Annotated in this window: 19 protein-coding genes; 13 read left to right on the top strand and 6 right to left on the bottom strand. The window is 70.7% G+C overall.

Annotation, left to right across the window (positions count from 1 at the left end):
* Positions 1-5: 5 nt before the first annotated feature.
* Both AC3A3L_RS01120 and AC3A3L_RS01125 read left to right on the top strand, forming a co-directional pair.
* A complete protein-coding gene (locus AC3A3L_RS01120) occupies positions 6-1,193 on the top strand; it encodes a phospholipase D-like domain-containing protein (protein ID WP_487638188.1) in 1,188 nt (395 codons plus the stop codon).
* Positions 1,194-1,218: 25 nt separating this feature from the next.
* Positions 1,219-1,878, top strand: a complete 660-nt coding sequence (locus AC3A3L_RS01125) for a hypothetical protein (protein WP_487638189.1) — start codon at positions 1,219-1,221, stop codon at positions 1,876-1,878.
* Here AC3A3L_RS01125 and AC3A3L_RS01130 read toward each other — a convergent pair.
* A complete protein-coding gene (locus tag AC3A3L_RS01130; RefSeq protein WP_487638190.1) occupies positions 1,859-3,178 on the bottom strand; it encodes a DUF445 domain-containing protein in 1,320 nt (439 codons plus the stop codon). The two genes, AC3A3L_RS01125 and AC3A3L_RS01130, sit on opposite strands and share 20 nt — an antisense overlap.
* A 53-nt stretch (positions 3,179-3,231) precedes the next feature.
* On the opposite strand from AC3A3L_RS01130, the gene AC3A3L_RS01135 reads away from it, so the two are divergent.
* Entirely contained in the window at positions 3,232-3,627 is a 396-nt protein-coding gene (locus tag AC3A3L_RS01135) for an FAD synthase family protein (protein ID WP_487638191.1), read from the top strand.
* Between the two features lie 62 nt (positions 3,628-3,689).
* On the top strand, positions 3,690-5,285 hold the full coding sequence (locus AC3A3L_RS01140; protein ID WP_487638192.1) for an MXAN_6640 family putative metalloprotease: 1,596 nt from the start codon (positions 3,690-3,692) through the stop codon (positions 5,283-5,285).
* A gap of 12 nt (positions 5,286-5,297) precedes the next feature.
* On the opposite strand, the gene AC3A3L_RS01145 is transcribed toward AC3A3L_RS01140, so the two are convergent.
* Positions 5,298-5,924: a TetR/AcrR family transcriptional regulator gene (locus AC3A3L_RS01145; protein WP_487638193.1), complete on the bottom strand. Its 627-nt coding sequence runs from the start codon at positions 5,922-5,924 to the stop codon at positions 5,298-5,300.
* Between the two features lie 28 nt (positions 5,925-5,952).
* On the opposite strand from AC3A3L_RS01145, the gene AC3A3L_RS01150 reads away from it, so the two are divergent.
* The 7 genes from AC3A3L_RS01150 (at position 5,953) to AC3A3L_RS01180 (ending at position 12,813) form a co-directional block, all read left to right on the top strand.
* The gene (locus tag AC3A3L_RS01150; protein ID WP_487638194.1) at positions 5,953-7,206 is read left to right on the top strand and encodes an acyl-CoA dehydrogenase family protein; all 1,254 of its coding nucleotides are present in this window, start codon (positions 5,953-5,955) and stop codon (positions 7,204-7,206) included.
* Positions 7,203-7,979, top strand: a complete 777-nt coding sequence (locus AC3A3L_RS01155) for an SDR family NAD(P)-dependent oxidoreductase (protein ID WP_487638195.1) — start codon at positions 7,203-7,205, stop codon at positions 7,977-7,979. Before AC3A3L_RS01150 ends, AC3A3L_RS01155 begins: the two co-directional genes overlap by 4 nt.
* Positions 7,976-9,049, top strand: a complete 1,074-nt coding sequence (locus AC3A3L_RS01160) for a phosphotransferase family protein (protein WP_487638196.1) — start codon at positions 7,976-7,978, stop codon at positions 9,047-9,049. Before AC3A3L_RS01155 ends, AC3A3L_RS01160 begins: the two co-directional genes overlap by 4 nt.
* Complete coding sequence (locus tag AC3A3L_RS01165) at positions 9,046-9,714, top strand: histidine phosphatase family protein (RefSeq protein WP_487638197.1); 669 nt, start codon at positions 9,046-9,048, stop codon at positions 9,712-9,714. The genes AC3A3L_RS01160 and AC3A3L_RS01165 overlap by 4 nt, the downstream gene beginning before the upstream one ends.
* 7 nt (positions 9,715-9,721) lie before the next feature.
* A complete protein-coding gene (locus AC3A3L_RS01170) occupies positions 9,722-10,465 on the top strand; it encodes an SDR family oxidoreductase (protein ID WP_487638198.1) in 744 nt (247 codons plus the stop codon).
* A gap of 24 nt (positions 10,466-10,489) precedes the next feature.
* Positions 10,490-11,746 carry a sulfatase family protein gene (locus AC3A3L_RS01175; RefSeq protein ID WP_487638199.1) on the top strand — a complete coding sequence of 419 codons (1,257 nt, stop codon included), beginning with the start codon at positions 10,490-10,492 and terminating at the stop codon, positions 11,744-11,746.
* A 110-nt stretch (positions 11,747-11,856) separates the two neighbouring features.
* Entirely contained in the window at positions 11,857-12,813 is a 957-nt protein-coding gene (locus AC3A3L_RS01180) for a zinc-binding dehydrogenase (RefSeq protein ID WP_487638200.1), read from the top strand.
* Between the two features lie 17 nt (positions 12,814-12,830).
* Here AC3A3L_RS01180 and AC3A3L_RS01185 read toward each other — a convergent pair whose 3' ends face one another.
* On the bottom strand, positions 12,831-13,109 hold the full coding sequence (locus AC3A3L_RS01185) for a hypothetical protein (RefSeq protein WP_487638201.1): 279 nt from the start codon (positions 13,107-13,109) through the stop codon (positions 12,831-12,833).
* 310 nt (positions 13,110-13,419) lie between these two features.
* Between AC3A3L_RS01185 and AC3A3L_RS01190 the strand changes: the two genes are divergently transcribed.
* Both AC3A3L_RS01190 and AC3A3L_RS01195 read left to right on the top strand, forming a co-directional pair.
* Positions 13,420-13,881, top strand: a complete 462-nt coding sequence (locus AC3A3L_RS01190) for a DUF6281 family protein (protein WP_487638202.1) — start codon at positions 13,420-13,422, stop codon at positions 13,879-13,881.
* 97 nt (positions 13,882-13,978) lie between these two features.
* Positions 13,979-14,506, top strand: coding sequence for a GNAT family N-acetyltransferase (locus AC3A3L_RS01195; RefSeq protein ID WP_487638203.1), 528 nt, complete (start codon positions 13,979-13,981; stop codon positions 14,504-14,506).
* Positions 14,507-14,635: 129 nt separating this feature from the next.
* On the opposite strand, the gene AC3A3L_RS01200 is transcribed toward AC3A3L_RS01195, so the two are convergent.
* From AC3A3L_RS01200 to AC3A3L_RS01210, 3 genes are all read right to left on the bottom strand, one after another.
* Positions 14,636-14,791, bottom strand: coding sequence for a hypothetical protein (locus tag AC3A3L_RS01200; RefSeq protein ID WP_487638204.1), 156 nt, complete (start codon positions 14,789-14,791; stop codon positions 14,636-14,638).
* Positions 14,792-14,848: 57 nt separating this feature from the next.
* Positions 14,849-15,271, bottom strand: a complete 423-nt coding sequence (locus tag AC3A3L_RS01205) for a hypothetical protein (RefSeq protein ID WP_487638205.1) — start codon at positions 15,269-15,271, stop codon at positions 14,849-14,851.
* Positions 15,272-15,373: 102 nt separating this feature from the next.
* Positions 15,374-15,805: an SRPBCC family protein gene (locus AC3A3L_RS01210; RefSeq protein ID WP_487638206.1), complete on the bottom strand. Its 432-nt coding sequence runs from the start codon at positions 15,803-15,805 to the stop codon at positions 15,374-15,376.
* Between the last annotated feature and the right edge of the window lie 33 nt (positions 15,806-15,838).

The following is a 15,838-nucleotide window of genomic DNA, read 5'->3' on the forward strand; positions in this document are numbered from 1 at the left end:
TGTCCGTGCGCATCCGAACCCTCCTCCTCGCCGCGGCGTCGCTGTGCCTCGCGGCGCCGCTGCTGGCCGTCACCACCCCCGCGACGGCCAGGGTGCCGGCGAAGACCGGGTGCGAGGCGAGGGCCGGGATCGAGGTCTGCTTCACCTCCCCTCCCACGGTCCCGCGTGACCCGACGGTGCTCGACCGCCCGAGCCGGCTCTTCGACACCGCCGGGCCGGGCGACGCGATTCGCATCGCGATGTTCCGCTGGGACATCAAGCCGCCGACCGACGCGATCCTCGCGGCGCAGCGTCGCGGGGCGACGGTCCTCCTGGTCGGTGACGACGACCTCCGGCTCAACAAGCAGGGGCGCCGGCTCATCAGCACCCTCGAGGAGCAGGACCCGACGCGCCGCAACGTCACGATCTGCGACGGCGCCTGCCTGCCGTGGCGCGCGCCCGGGCCGTACCCGGACAGCCAGGACGTGCAGCACCTGAAGTTCTACGTCACCGACATCGGAGGCGTGCAGTCGTTCATGACGTCCTCGGCCAACCTCGAGGACCGGCAGTACCGCCAGTACAACTCGTTCATCAAGATCGACGACCCGGGCCTCTACGCCTTCGGGGTGGAGTACTTCTCCCGGATGGAGGCGCAGAGCCTCGCCGTCGGCGGCGAGCGGTGGGACGACCGCCGCAAGGTGTGGAAGAACGGGCCGGTCACGGCGGCCGTCTACCCCAACCGCAACGACCTCCTGCTCTCGACGTTGAAGGACATGTCCTGCAGCCGCGGGGCACGCGACGTCTCGGCCATGTTCGCGGTCATCCAGCGCGCCGACGTACGCGCGCAGCTGGCGCGGCTCTCCGACCGGGGCTGCCGCGTGCGGATCGTCACCTCGCGCGACACCGTGGAGAACTGGGTGCAGCGCCCGCTGCCCAGCGGCGACATCCCCGACGGCCGGGTCCGCACCGTGCTGACCCACGACAAGATGCTGGTCGCGCACGCGAAGCTCCGCGGGAAGGCGACGCACCTCGTGGTGACCGGCACCTCGAACACCACCTGCGGCGGACTCCTCTACAACGACGAGGTGATGCTCCGCGTGGTGGACAACCGCTGGCTCCACGACCAGTACCTCGCGCACTTCGACGACGCGTACGCCCGCGCGCACCAGAGCCGCTCGCGCGTCATGCCCGTGATGAAGCCCTGTCGCCGCTGACCCACGCCGGACGTATCGTCGTCGGGTGGGCCCGTCAGAGCACCTGCCCCCGCAGCCGGAGACGCTGCAGGGTGGGCCTGCTCGACCGCCGCACCGGGTGTGGTCGACGTCCGCCGGCCGGCTCCGGGGCGCCGCCCTTGCTGCCTTCGTCGTCGGTGTGGTCTGCGGCGGCGGAGCGACCGGGTGGTGGCACGACGCGCGGCAGGACCCGACGAGCACGTCGCCCACGCCGTCGCCCGGTGGTGACCCGAGGGTGTGGCTCGTCCTCACCCGGGCCGGCCCGCCGGCGCCCGGGCCCCGGGCAGTACCGGGCGACATCGCGCCCCTGGTGGTCGACGGGGTGCTGGTGCACGGCGGCGGGCACGGCACCGCAACAGTGCTCAGCATCCGACGCCCGGGTGGCAGCCTGGACATCAGGACCCCGGCGCTGCCGGTGGAGCTGTCGGTCGACAACCCTTCCGAGCAGGTCCGCCTGAGGCTCCGGCCGCGCGAGTGTCGGCTGGCGACCCAGTGGACGCCGAGCTCGCGGCCCTTCAGCCTGACGTGGACCGACGAGCGGGGTCATGTCCGCGAGCACCTCGGCGGCGACCACGAGGCGGCCACGCAGGTCGCGATGATCGGGTACCTGCAGGCTGCGTGCCGCGCCCGGGCCGCCTCCGCCCGCCTCAGTGAACGAGCAGGCTGATCGCGTGGATGAGCACGCCGACGAGGCCGCCGACGATCGTGCCGTTGATCCGGATGAACTGCAGGTCGCGGCCGACGTGGAGCTCGATGCGGCGCGCCGCCTCCTTGCCGTCCCAGCGCTCGATGGTCGAGGTGATCACGGTGGTCACCTCGGCGCCGTAGCGCTCGACCGCGAAGACGGTGAGGTCGGCGGCCATCCGGTCGAGGCGCTCGCGGAGCGCGGCGTCCTGGCGCAGCTGCTCCGCGAACGAGCTCAGCTCGGTGAGCAGCCGCTGGCGCACGGCACCCTCGGGGTCGCGGATCGAGGCGAGCAGGGCCGAGCGCATCGCCTTCCACAGCGAGATCGCGGTGGTCACGACCTGGGGGTGCTCGAGGAGCCGTTCCTTGAGCGCCTCGGTGCGGCGGACCGTCTCCTCGTCGTTGAGCAGGTCGTGGGCCAGCTGGCCGAGCATCGAGTCCAGCGCCTCGCGGGCGCGGTGGTGCGGGTCGTCGCGGACGTCCTCGAGCCACGCCAGTGCCTGCACGTGCAGGCGTGAGGTGACGGCGTCGTTGAGCTTCGGCGGCGCCCACCACGGCGCCCTCTCCTCCAGCACCCGGCTGAACGTCTCGGGGTTGTCCTGCAGCCAGCTGTGCAGCTCGTCCACCGCGAGGTCGACCAGGCCGTGGTGCAGGTCGTCGCGCAGCACCTCCATCAGCGTCGTGCCCAGGAGCGGCGAGATCGGCTCCTCGCGGAACCGGGGCACGAGCGCGTGCGTGACCAGGTCGGCGATGTGGTCGTCCTGCACCTTGCCGAGCGCGATGACGGCCACGTCGGCCACCTCGTCGACCACCCGGCGGGCGTGGGCCGGTTCCGCGAGCCACGCCCCCACGCGCGCGGAGATCGTCGCTGCGGCCACCCGCTCGCGGATGATGTCCTCCTGGAGGAAGTTCTCCCCCACGAACTCCTCGAGCCCCTTGCCCAGCTCGTCCTTGCGCTTGGGCACGAGCGCGGTGTGCGGGATCGGCAGTCCCAGCGGGTGCTTGAACAACGCGGTCACCGCGAACCAGTCGGCGATCGCGCCGACCATCGACGCCTCGGCGCCCGCGTTGACGAACCCCCAGAACCCGTCGCGGCCCAGCGTGGCGACGTACACGCACGCAGCGAGCAGCAGCAGGCCGACCGCCACGGTCCGCATCCGACGCAGGCCGCGGCGGCGGGCCTCGTCCATCCCGGGATCGGGCGTGATGAGCGAGATCGGGGGCGGGCCCGCGGGCGGACGCGCCGACGAGGGCGCGGAGGAGGTGGCAGAGGTGGCGGCCATGCGGGCCATCCTCCCCCAACCCCCGTGACGACCCGCGTGCCAGAATGCCGCGCATGCCTCGCACCGTCATCACCTTCGGCACGTTCGACGTCTTCCATGTCGGGCACCTGCGCGTCCTCGAGCGTGCCGCCGAGCTGGGTGACCGGCTGGTCGTGGGCGTGTCGGCCGACGCCCTCAACGAGCGCAAGAAGGGCCGCGCCCCCATCTTCAGCCAGCGTGAGCGGCTGGCGATCGTCGGGGCGCTGAAGGTCGTCGACGACGTCTTCGTCGAGGAGAGCCTGGAGCAGAAGCGCGACTACGTCGTCGAGCACGGCGCGGACATCCTGGTGATGGGCGACGACTGGGCCGGCAAGTTCGACGAGCTCAACGACATCTGCGAGGTCGTCTACCTCGCCCGCACCCCCGCCATCTCCACCACCGCGATCATCGAGCACATCGCGGATCTGTGATCCCGCTTCCGGCGGCTCGCCGGGTTAGGGTCGTCCCGCACATGACCGACACGAGGGGAACCATGCGCAGAATCCTCACCACCGCCGTTGCCATCGCACTGGTGGGCGGGGCGCTCGGCGCCCCGGCCGTCGCTGCCGACACCGACCGTCCGGGCACGCCCGGGTCCGTCCCCGGGACGGCCGGAGTCCTCGACCCCTCCGACCTGCTCGAGCTCAGGCCCGAACCGGCCCTGCCGGTCCTCGGGGAGCAGGCCCCGCAGACGCCCTCCGAGAGCCTCACGACCGCCCGCCGCGTCCTCGGCGGCAACGCCCGGCCGAGCGACCAGTCGGCGACCCTCGTCCTGCGCGACCTCTGGATGCAGCGCTCGCAGCTGCAGGGTGCCGAGCGTCGCCAGGCCGACGCCCTCCTCGCCCGTCCCACCGACGGGGTGACCGACGACCAGGGCTTCGGCTACACCGTGGCCGAGGCGCCGCCGGTGTGCAACACCCGCCTGTGCGTGCACTACGTGCCGACCGGCGCCGACGCCCCGCCGTCGCCGGACTGGCCCGCGCAGAACCTCGCGGTGATGGACTCGGTGTGGACCACCATCGTCGACCAGATGGGCTACCGCGCGCCGGTGCGCGACAGGTCGAAGGGCGGCAGCCCGCTCTTCGACGTCTACCTCAAGGACCTCGGCCCCGACCTCTACGGCTTCTGCGCCGCCGAGACCAAGTCCAAGAAGCGCACCGCGTCGGGCTACTGCGTGCTCGACAACGACTTCGCGGCCGCACAGTTCCCCAACGGCACGCCCCTCGACAACCTGGTCGTCACCGCCGGGCACGAGTTCTTCCACGCCGTCCAGTACGCCTACGACTACGGCGAGGACCCCTGGATGATGGAGTCCACGGCGACCTGGATGGAGGAGCGGATCGCGACCGCGGTCAACGACAACCGCCAGTACCTCCCCGTCAGCCAGATCTACGCGCCCAACATCCCGCTCGACGCCTTCAGCCGCACCAACGGCTTCCAGTACGGCAACTGGGTGTTCTGGGAGTACCTCACCGCCCGCTACGGCAACGGACTGGTGCTCAAGACCTGGAAGCAGGCCGGCAGCCTCAAGAAGGACGGCGGCAAGAACAGCATCCCGGCGCTGCAGAAGATCCTCAAGCGCAAGGGCGGCTTCACCAAGAACTACGCCCAGTTCGCCGCCGGCAACCTCACCCCCGCCGTCAACTTCCCCGAGGGTGCCGAGTACCCCGGCCCCAAGGTCCGCGGCGCCAAGCTGCTGAGCAAGCGCAAGCGGGCCAAGCGGTTCGGCACCCGGATCAACCACCTGGCGTCCGCGTCCTACGTCTACGGCCCCGGCACGGGTCTCGACGGCCGGAAGTGGAAGCTCCGCCTGAAGGTCTCCGGACCGGCGAAGCGCACCTCGCCGTCCGCGGTCGTCGTCGTCCACAAGCTCGACGGCACGCGCAAGGTCAAGACCGTCCGGCTCAACCGCGGCGGCAACGGGAGCACCAAGGTCCCCTTCGACAACCGCAAGGTCGCAGCCGTCTCGGTGACCCTCGTCAACGGGTCGACCCGCTACCAGTGCGGCCGCAAGACCCTGCTCGCCTGCGCCGGGAAGCCCCTCGACGACCGGATGCGGTTCGCCGTCAAGGGCCGCGTCACCAAGTGACGCGCGGGGCCGTCAGGAGCTGATCCGCAGCAGGGCGTGGAGCGCGGCGACGCACTCCGCGACCAGCTGCGACAACGAGACCGGGCGTTCGCCGGTCGGCACCGCCGACCAGGTGAGCGCCCGGTCCTCCGTGTAGGCCCACCACGCGCGTACGACGTCGCGGCGGGCCTCCGGCACGTCGAGCGCTGCCATCACCCGCTCCGTGCTGCCGTCGCGCACCGAGTCCATGACCTCGCTGACCCGCGGGTCGGCGACCCCGTGGCCGTGGACGAGCGCGAGGTAGAACCCGCGCCGGCGCTCGATCTGCTCGATCATCAGCCGGGTGACGGTCTCGATCTGCTCCTCCTCCGTCGCGCCCTCGTCGGGCGCGGTCGTCCGCAGCATCCGGCGGCCGGCGGCCGCGATGCAGGCGAGGTAGAAGTCGGTCTTCGTCGGGAAGTAGTGGAACAGCAGCCCGCGCGAGATGCCGGCCTCCGTGGCGATGTCGTCCATCGAGAGGTCCTGGATCGGCGTCTCGACGATCTTGGCGAGGCCGATGGCGACCAGCTGGCGTCGGCGCTCGTCGGCGCTCAGCCGACGGCGTACGGCCGGGGTCCCTGCGGGCGCGCTCTGCTCGGCATCGGCCATGCTGTTGAGCATTGCTCAACAGTGTGCGAAGGTCAACGTCATGGACTTCTCGCTCTCCCCCCGCGCTGCCGACCTCCAGGGACGCGTGCGCGCGTTCGTCGCCGACGAGATCGAGCCGGTCGAGGCCGAGGCGCACCGGCGCATCACCCGGCTGCGCGAGTCCGGCGGCGACAGCTGGACCCCCGACCCCGTCATCGGCGAGCTGCAGGCCAAGGCGCGCGCCCAGGGGTTGTGGAACCTGTTCCTCCCGGCCGCCCACGCGGGCCGCTACGCCGCCGACTTCGGCACCGACGGCGGCGAGGGCCTCACCAACGTCGACTACGCGCCCGTGGCCGAGGCGATGGGGCGCTCGTTCCTCGCTCCCCTGGTCTTCAACTCCAACGCGCCCGACACGGGCAACATGGAGGTGCTGCTCAAGTACGGCACCGACGCCCAGCGCGAGGAGTGGCTCGAGCCCCTCCTGCGCGGGGAGATCCGCAGCGCGTTCTGCATGACGGAGCCCGCCGTCGCGTCCTCCGACGCGACCAACATGGCGGCCACGGCGGAGGTCGACGGCGACGAGATCGTCATCAACGGCCGCAAGTGGTGGTCGACCGGCGTCGGCAACCCCGACTGCAAGGTGCTCGTCTTCATGGGGCTCTCCGACCCCGAGGCCGACCGCCACTCGCGCCACACCATGGTCCTCGTGCCGCGCGAGGCGGAGGGTGTGACGGTCGAGCGGATGCTGACCACGATGGGCTACTACGACGAGCCGCTGGGGCACGGCGAGGTCTCGTTCGACAACGTCCGGGTGCCGGCGTCCAACGTCCTGCTCGGCCCGGGCCGCGCCTTCGAGATCGCCCAGGGACGGCTCGGTCCCGGTCGGGTCCACCACTGCATGCGCGCCATCGGCCTCGCCGAGCGCGCCCTCGAGCTCGCCTGCGCCCGGGCCGTGTCGCGCACCGCCTTCGGCAAGCCCCTCGCCAACCTCGGCGGCAACCGCGAGCGGATCGCCGACGCCCGGATCGCGATCAACCGCTCCCGCCTGCTCGTCATGCACGCCGCGTGGCTGCTCGACCAGGGCATGAGCCGCGAGGCCTACTCGGCGGTGAGCGAGATCAAGGTCGAGGTGCCCAACATGGCCCTCGACGTCATCGACATGGCGATCCAGCTGCACGGCGGCGGCGGGATGAGCGACGACTTCCCGCTGGCCTCCGCCTGGGTCGGCGCCCGGACGCTCCGCCTGGCCGACGGTCCCGACGAGGTCCACCGCAACGTCATCGCCAAGATCGAGCTCGGGAAGCACGCCTCGTGAGCACGCCCGCCGCAGGCCGCCGGATCCTCGTCACCGGCGCCGCATCCGGCCTCGGCGCGGCACTCGTCGCGGCGTTCCGCGAGCGGGGCGACGAGGTGCTCGCCACCGACCGGGTGCCCGCCGCGGGCATCGACCTCGTCCTCGACATCACCTCCGACGACGACTGGGACGCCGCGGTCGAGGCCGTCCGGGAGCGCTGGGGCGGCCTCGACGTGCTCGTCAACAACGCCGGCGTCGCCGGCGGCGGCCGCGTCGACCGCTGCACGCTCGAGGAGTGGCAGTGGATCACCGACATCAACCTGTTCGGGCTGGTCCGCGGCACGAAGGCGTTCGTCCCGATGCTGAAGGGGCAGCGCTCCGGCCACCTGGTCAACGTCGCCTCGCTAGCCGGCCTCGTGCACCCGGGCGGGATGGGCTCCTACAACGCGGTGAAGGCCGCGGTGGTGGCGTTCACCGAGACCTGCGGCCACGAGCTGGCGTCGTACGGCATCCGGGCGAGCGTGGTGTGCCCCTCCTACTTCCGCACCAACCTGATGGACTCGATGCAGGGCAACGACGAGGCGGTGGGACGCGTGGTCGGCGGGCTCGTCGAGCGGTCCCGCGTGACGGCCGAGGAGATCGCCACCGCCGTGCTCGCCGGCATGGACGCCGGCGAGAACGTGATCGTGCCGGACGAGGCCGCACGGCAGGCGTACTTCCTCAAGTGGGCCGACCGACCGGCCTACGACGCCGTGATGCGCGACCAGGCCCGCAAGCTGGAGGAGTCCGCATGACCGCCGTGCCGGGCGCTCGTGAGGTGCGCCAGGAGGACGCCTTCGACGTCACCCGCGTGGCCGCGTGGATCCGGGCCAACGCCGCGACCCCGGACGGGCTCGACGGCGAGCCCGAGGTCCGGCAGTTCACCGGCGGCGCGTCCAACCTCACCTACCTGCTGCGCTACCCCTCCGGCCGCGACCTCATCGTGCGGCGCGCGCCGGCCGGCACCAAGGCGCGGGGCGCGCACGACATGCACCGCGAGTACGTCATCCAGTCGGCGCTCGCGCCGGTCTTCGACCACGTCGCGACGATGGTCGCCTTCTGCGACGACGCCGACGTCATCGGCAGCGACTTCTACGCGATGGACCGCATTCCCGGCGTGATCCCGCGCAGCGAGTGGCCGGCCGACGTCCCGCTGTCACCCCAGCAGGCACGAGAGCTGTGCCTCCACGCGGTCGACGTGCTCGCCGAGCTGCACGGCATCGACCCCGGGGAGGCGGGCCTCGCCGACCTGGGCAAGGGGCACGGCTACGTACGACGCCAGGTCGAGGGCTGGTCCACGCGCTACCGCAACGCCCGCACCGACGACGTGCCCGACCTCGAGTCGGTGATGGCGTGGCTCGACGCGCACCAGCCCGACGACGTCGCCACCTGCGTGATCCACAACGACTTCAAGCTCGACAACCTCGTGCTCGACGCGGACGACGTCACCCGGGTCGTCGGGGTCCTCGACTGGGAGATGGCCACCCTCGGCGACCCGCTGATGGACCTCGCCGGCTCGATGGCCTACTGGGTGCAGGCCGACGACGTCGAGGAGTTCCAGATGATGCGGCGGGTGCCGACGCACCTGCCCGGGATGCTCACGCGCGACGAGTTCGTGGCGGCGTACGCCGAGCGCACCGGCCGGTCGGTCACCCCCGGGCAGTGGCGGTTCTACGAGGTCTTCGGGCTGTTCCGGATGGCGGTCATCGCCCAGCAGATCTACTACCGGTACTTCCACGGCCAGACGACCAACGAGATGTACGCCCTCTTCGGGCCGGCCGTGCAGATCATCGGACGCCGGCTCGACGGCCTCATCGCCTCGTGAGCAGCATCCTCCTGGTCCGGCACGGGCAGGCCTCGTTCGGCGCGGCCGACTACGACGACCTCTCCCCCACCGGCCACGAGCAGTCGCGGGTGCTCGGAGCCGCGCTGGCCGCCCGCGGTGTCGTGCCCGACCTCGTCGTGGCGGGTGAGATGAAGCGCCACGCCCAGACCGCCGCCGGCGTCCTGGACGGCGCGGGGTGGGCGTCCTCCGTCGAGGTCGACCCCGGTTGGAACGAGTTCGACCACCTCCAGGTGCTGGCCGTCCACGACCAGCCGACCACGGCGGAGGGCGAGTCGGAGAAGGCGGCCTTCCAGCGGTGGTTCGAGCAGGCGACGCGCCGCTGGACGTCGGGCGAGCACGACGAGTCGTACGACGAGTCCTTCACCGCGTTCACCGCGCGCGTGGGTGGGGCGCTCGCAAGGCTCGCTGACTCGCTCCCCCGCAGCGGCACGGCCGTGGTGCTCACCAGCGGCGGCCCGGTGGCGTGGGCGGCCGCCTCGCTGCTGGCCGACAGCGGTGCCGCCCGCACCGACCTGTGGCTGCGGCTCAACCCGGTCTCGATCAACACCGGCACCTCGACCCTCGTGCGCGGCTCTCGCGGCACGACGCTCGTCACCTTCAACGCGGCTGACCACCTCTCCCCCGACCTGATCACCTACCGCTAGGACTCCCATGTCGACGACCCTCATCACCGGCGCCAGCAGCGGGCTCGGCGCCGAGATGGCCCGCCAGCTCGCCGCGCGCGGCCACGACCTCGCGCTCTGCGCGCGTCGTACGGACCGGCTCGCCGAGCTCGCCGCCGAGATCACCACCGCCCATCCCGACCGCCGGGTCGCGGTCAGGGCGCTCGACGTCACCGACCACGACGCCGTCTTCCGGGTGTTCGAGGAGTTCCGCGACGAGCTCGGGGGCATCGACCGGGTCGTCGTCAACGCCGGGCTCGGCAAGGGGCAGCCGCTGGGCACCGGGCGCTTCGACGCCAACCGGGAGACCGCCGAGACCAACTTCATCGGCGCCCTCGCCCAGACCGAGGCCGCGGCGGCGATCTTCCGCGCCCAGGGCTCGGGCCACCTGGTGATGGTGTCGTCGTTCTCCGCGCTGCGCGGCATGCCGAGGAACATCACGACGTACGCCGCGACCAAGGCTGCGGTCGCCCACCTCGCCGAGGGCTTCCGCGCCGACGTCCACGGCACGCCGATCAAGGTGACCGTGCTCTACCCGGGCTACATCGTCTCGGAGATGTCCGGCACGGCAGCACGCACGCCGCTGATGGCCTCGACCGAGAAGGGCGTGCGCGCCATGGTCGACGCCATCGAGAAGGAGAAGAAGTCGGCGCGCGTGCCGGCCTGGCCCTGGGCGCCCCTCGGGTTCGCGGTCAGGCACGTGCCGGTCGGCGTGCTGCGCAGGATGGCCTAGCACCCGCGTGCGTAGGGTCGGTGCATGGCCGACAACGTGTTGTGGATCATCACGGACGACCAGATGCGCTCGACGCTGAGGTCGATGGACCGGACGTGGCGACGACTCGTCCGCAAGGGCGTGCACTTCCCCCGGGGCTACAGCGCGATGCCGCTGTGCGGTCCGGCGCGCGCCTCGGTCCTCACCAGTCGCTACCCGCACAACCACGGGTGCAGCAGCAACATGACCCACCCGCCGTTCGTCGCCCAGGGGCACGACCGGGACACGGTGGCCACCCGGGTCCGGGAGGCCGGCTACGACACCGGCTACTTCGGCAAGTACATGAACGGGCTCGCCCAGCAGCCGACGTACGTCGCTCCCGGCTGGGACCGGTGGATCGCGCTCCTCGACGGCATGATCGACGACCCGCGGGTCAACGTCGACGGCACCGTCCGGCAGGTCCCCTCGCAGCGCGCGTTCGACCGGTTCGCAGCGTCGCGGCTTCGCCGCTTCATCCGCCGCCACCAGGACGGGCCGTGGTTCGCGGTGTTCGCGCCGACGGCGCCGCACGGGCCGTACACCCCGAGCCCGGAGCACGCCGACGACTTCGACGGGGTGTCCTGGGACCCGCCGGCGTCCAACGAGGCCGACATGAGCGACAAGCCGTCGTGGCTGCAGGACCTCCCGCCCCAGGACCGTCGACGCATGCGGAAGATCTACGAGGGGAAGCTGGAGGAGCTGCAGGACGTCGACGACCAGGTCGCGGGCGTGCTCGACGTCCTGAGGCGCACCGGCCAGCTCCGGCGGACCTGGATCTTCTTCGTCTCCGACAACGGCTACCTCCTCGGTGAGCACCGGCTCCTCCACAAGTCGCAGCCCTACGAGGAGGCGGCGGGCATCCCGTTCGCCGTCCGCGGTCCCGGGGTCGAGCCGCGCACCGTCCGCGCCCTGGTCTCGCAGGTCGACCTGATGCCCACCACCCTGGACATCGCCGGCCTCGACCCCGACGCGGGCCGTGAGCTCGACGGCCGCTCGATGCTGGCGCCGCTCCGGTCCGGCGACTGGTCGGGGTGGCGGCGACGGCTGCTCGTCGAGAACACGAACCTCGACTGGTCGATGCTCCGCGAGGGATCAACCGCCTACATCGAGCACCACGACACCGCGGAGTGGGAGATCTACGACCTCGAGCAGGACCCCCACCAGCTCACGAGCATCCGCGACGCGGACGTCTCCCAGCTGGCACGGACGACGGGGCAGCTCTTCGGCTCGCAGGGCCGGGCCTTGCGAGCGCTCGAGCAGTAGCCGACAGACCGGGTGACAGGATGCCCGGGTGCCCGCCATGGTCATCGATGCGGTCCGGGCCCGTCCGACGGTCCGGGACGTGCCTGACCCGACGTGTCCGGTGGACGGGCGTGGTGGTCCGCGTCGTCGCGACCGGGTTGTGCCGGAGTGACTGGCACGCCTGGGCAGGGCACGACGAGATCGCCTTCCCGCACGTGCCGGGCCACGAGCTGGCCGGCGTGGTCGTGGAGGTCGGCGCCGGTGTCGGCCGGTGGGCGGTCGGCGACCGCGTGACCGTCCCGTTCGTCTGCGGGTGCGGTCGCTGCGAGTGGTGCCTGTCCGGCAACGCGCAGGTGTGTCCTGCCCAGCAGCAACCGGGCTTCACCCACTGGGGGTCCTTCGCGGAGAACGTCGTCCTGCACGCGGCGGACACGAACCTCATCGCCCTGCCCGAGTCGGTCGACCTCGCCACCGCCGCCAGCCTCGGGTGCCGGTTCGCCACGGCGTACCGCGCCCTCGTCGGACACGCCCGCGTCACCGAGGGTGAGTGGGTGACCGTCCTCGGCGCCGGCGGCGTGGGACTCAGCACGGTGATGATCGCGCGCGCCCTGGGGTGCCGGGTGGTCGCCGTCGACCGGAACCCGGACGCCCTCGCCCTCGCCGTCGATCTGGGCGCGGACCACGCGCTGCTCGCCGACGGCTCGGACGTCCCGGCCGCCGTCGCCGACCTCACCGGCGGCGGGAGCCACGTCGCGGTGGACGCCGTGGGCAGCGAGCAGACCTGCGCGGACGCGGTCCTCAGCCTCCGGCGGCGCGGCCGCCACGTGCAGGTGGGGCTGCTGCCGCCGGTCGAGGGTCACCCGCGAGTCCCGATGGACCGGGTGATCGGGTGGGAGCTCGACCTGCTGGGCAGCCACGGGATGGCAGCGGCCGACTACCCCGACATGCTGGCGCTCGTCGAGCAGGGCCTGCTCCGGCCAGACCTGCTGGCCCGCCGCACGGTCGGGCTCGAGGAGGCAGCGGCCCTCCTGCCGTCGTTCCACGCCTCGACCGCCGCCGGGATCACGCTGGTCGACCCCTCCCGCTGAGCCTCCGCGTGCCGCGATCAGGTGGCCCGCAGGGCCGCGACGCTCTTCACGAGGCGGCGCAGCGGCGTGTCACGCTGCACGCTGAGGCGCCCACCATCCTCCGTCAGACCGAAGTGCGCCAGCAGGTCCGGCCGGCCCTCCCGCTCGGCCATCAGCATGATCGCGTCCCGGTCGTAGGAGTCCGCGAGCTCTGCGGCCAGGACCAGGTCGTCCGCCGCCACCGCCTTGTTGATGGACTCGACGTAGTTGGCGTAGAGGGCGTTGAGCTCGTCGGTGAGCCGGGTCTGGTTCGTCATGGACAACCCCTTGCTGTCGCGATGTGGGCGTAGCCGTGGTTCCAGTCTGGAGCAGGGATCGGATCGCTCCAACGGGACGATGACGCGATCTTGGGTGCGCGTCCCGGTCCGGGTTCACGAGTTCGCGCTGACCTGACGTCAGACACGGGATGCCTTGGACAGGTTTCGCGCTGGCCGTACCCTGCCCGCGCCGACGGGCGGCGCAATGTCGCGCCCCGGACGGTACGCGGCGGAATCGGTCACCTCTGTGGCTGCGCGGAAAGCGGCACCGCACGTTGCACATCGATCACATCGCACCCCTGACGGGACGGTGTCCATCATCATGATTGCCGTGAGAGTCGAGGCGGCGAGCGGGACGTTGATCCGCATGGTGTTCGCCGTGCTGAGTATCGTCCTCATCAGTTCGGTGACGAGTTGCTCGACGCGTCAATGCGCCGAGGCCTCAGGCGGCGACTGCGTCAGTCTGTTCGACTTCAAGGACCGCAAGTACTTCATGGCACCGACGCAGGTGGTTGAGTCCGTGCGGGTTGGTAGGGAGGTTGGCACAGGCAGCATGGATCCGTGCCCCGGCGACGACCCCGCCTGCGTCAAAGCGACTGACCGACAAGTGTTCGCTTTCCCTGGCGTCCCTCCGACGCAGGCGATCGTGCTCACTAATGCCGCAGGTGACGGCTTCGCCTACATCGTCACGGCGAAGCCAACGGAAGGTTGGGACAACGCTCTGAGCGACTACATGGAGCGCGCAGGCGTCAGGATGCCGAAGCGCACCTAGAGCGCCGGACATCGGCCGATCCGCGCACTCAACGCGGCATGTCCGGACGTTGAAGGCGGTGCTTGACTCAGCACGACCGTGCGGTAAAGAGAATGGCATGGTCCGAATTGCTTTGAGTGAGTCGGTCACGTCACAGGACGCCGCGGTGGTGTGGCCGGTCTATGAGTCGGTGTTTGGCGACTACTCCGACTACGAGAGTTGGCGTGAAGCTGTGTGGGACAAGCACAGCGTGAGGAGAGGTTTTCGTCTCGCCCGCGCCTACGACGGCGATGCTCTCGTCGGGTTCGCCTACGGCTACACCGGTCAACATGGTCAGTGGTGGACAGACAACGCCCAGAAAGCCTTGAGGCCCGACGTCGCCGAGGCATGGCTCGACGGGCATTTCGAGTTGGTCAGCATCGGCGTACTCGCCGCGGCTCGGCGTAGGGCTATCGGTCGATCTCTCATGCGCGTGCTCCTAGAGGACCTTCCGCATGAACGCTGGCTTCTCATGACGTCGTCAGACGCCGACGATCCGGCGAGGCGGCTCTACGCGTTGGAGCGATGGCACGTCCTCGGTCCAGGTATCGGCGACGACACGGTGATCATGGGGCGCAGATCCACGGTCATTGCGCCGACTGCGTAAGGCGCGCTCATCGGCATGAGCGGATGCACCGGACGCGGCGGACGAACACGCCCGTCGACCGGGAGCCCGCGGCTCACTACCTCCGGCGGACGCGAATGAGATAGGCGACTGCCACAACTCCCCCAGCGACTACCCACCCAGCGACGGCACGGTGGAGTCGTTCGGGGCTACGAGCGATGCCATCGCCCAGAGGCCCAGAGCCCCGGCAGCCAAGACCAGACAGAACACACCGAGTGCGGTGGCAATCACGACCGTCTTCTCATCGCGCTGCTGCCGGGTCTGCATTCCTTCATCCTGCCTTCGTTCGTCGAGAGACGCACTCCTCTCGGCAGATGCGCGAATCTACTTCGGCGGCAGCGCGGCTAGAACGGCTCGCACTTCGGGAAGCGCGGGGGCGATCGACCGCCGCTTGACCAGTCCTTCGGCTTCATCTACCGCGTCCATCAGGAGGCCCACGAGCACCGCCCAGGGGTCGCTGATAGGCAAGGGCGGCACCGCGGCTTGGACCATCAGAATCATGTGCTTGCGACTCAGACGGCCCGTGCGTACGCCTTCGAACTCGACAGGACCAAGCAGTGGCCCTTCTAGGTGGTAGACAACATTGACGCTGAGGGGACCGACAACGGCGGATCTCGCCTCCATTACCTGTTTCATCAGCCGCCGTAGATGTGGCATCCAATAGTTGTGGGTCTCGCCGAGTCCTCCAGAGACGACGCCGAGGGAGAGCGAAGACGATTCCTCATCGGAAGCGTCGAAGGCGGTCACATGTCCAGCCTGTCAGCAGCACGAAGCCTCCGCTGATCGGCATACCCGGAAAGTCCAAGTTGCGCCGGCAGGCCGCGGTTCGACGCGCCGACGTGGGCCGCTTCAGCGGCTCGCTAACCGCTGAGCAAGACGGTCCAGGTCCTTGCCCATTGCGCTCCTCATGGCCCTCGCCATCACGGGCACGGCAACCTTCGCGAATCCGCTCGGAGCACCCCGATTGCGCAGCTTCATCAGCGTCCCGCCGACCACTTGCTCCCAGGTGTAGGTCGTCTCCATCGGAAATGGCCCATCCGCAGTGCGCATCACCAGTCGTCGTCCCGGCTCAAGCTCCACGACCTCGTAGGTATAGGCGAGACGCCGGCCGAGAAACGTCGCTTCGAAATCCAACTTTGACCCCAGCGCCGCCGGCGGCGGCGTCCGCCAGTTCACCGATCGGATGTTCGCGTACCACTCTGGGGCGTTCGTTGGGTCTCCTGCGTAGGCGGCGACCTCGTCTCGCGGGAGTGGGATCACGGCTTCGACCTCGACGTCCACATGCACTCCCAGAGTATGCGCTGGCGCGACAGC

This window comes from Nocardioides sp. Soil_C_8 (assembly GCF_057656315.1).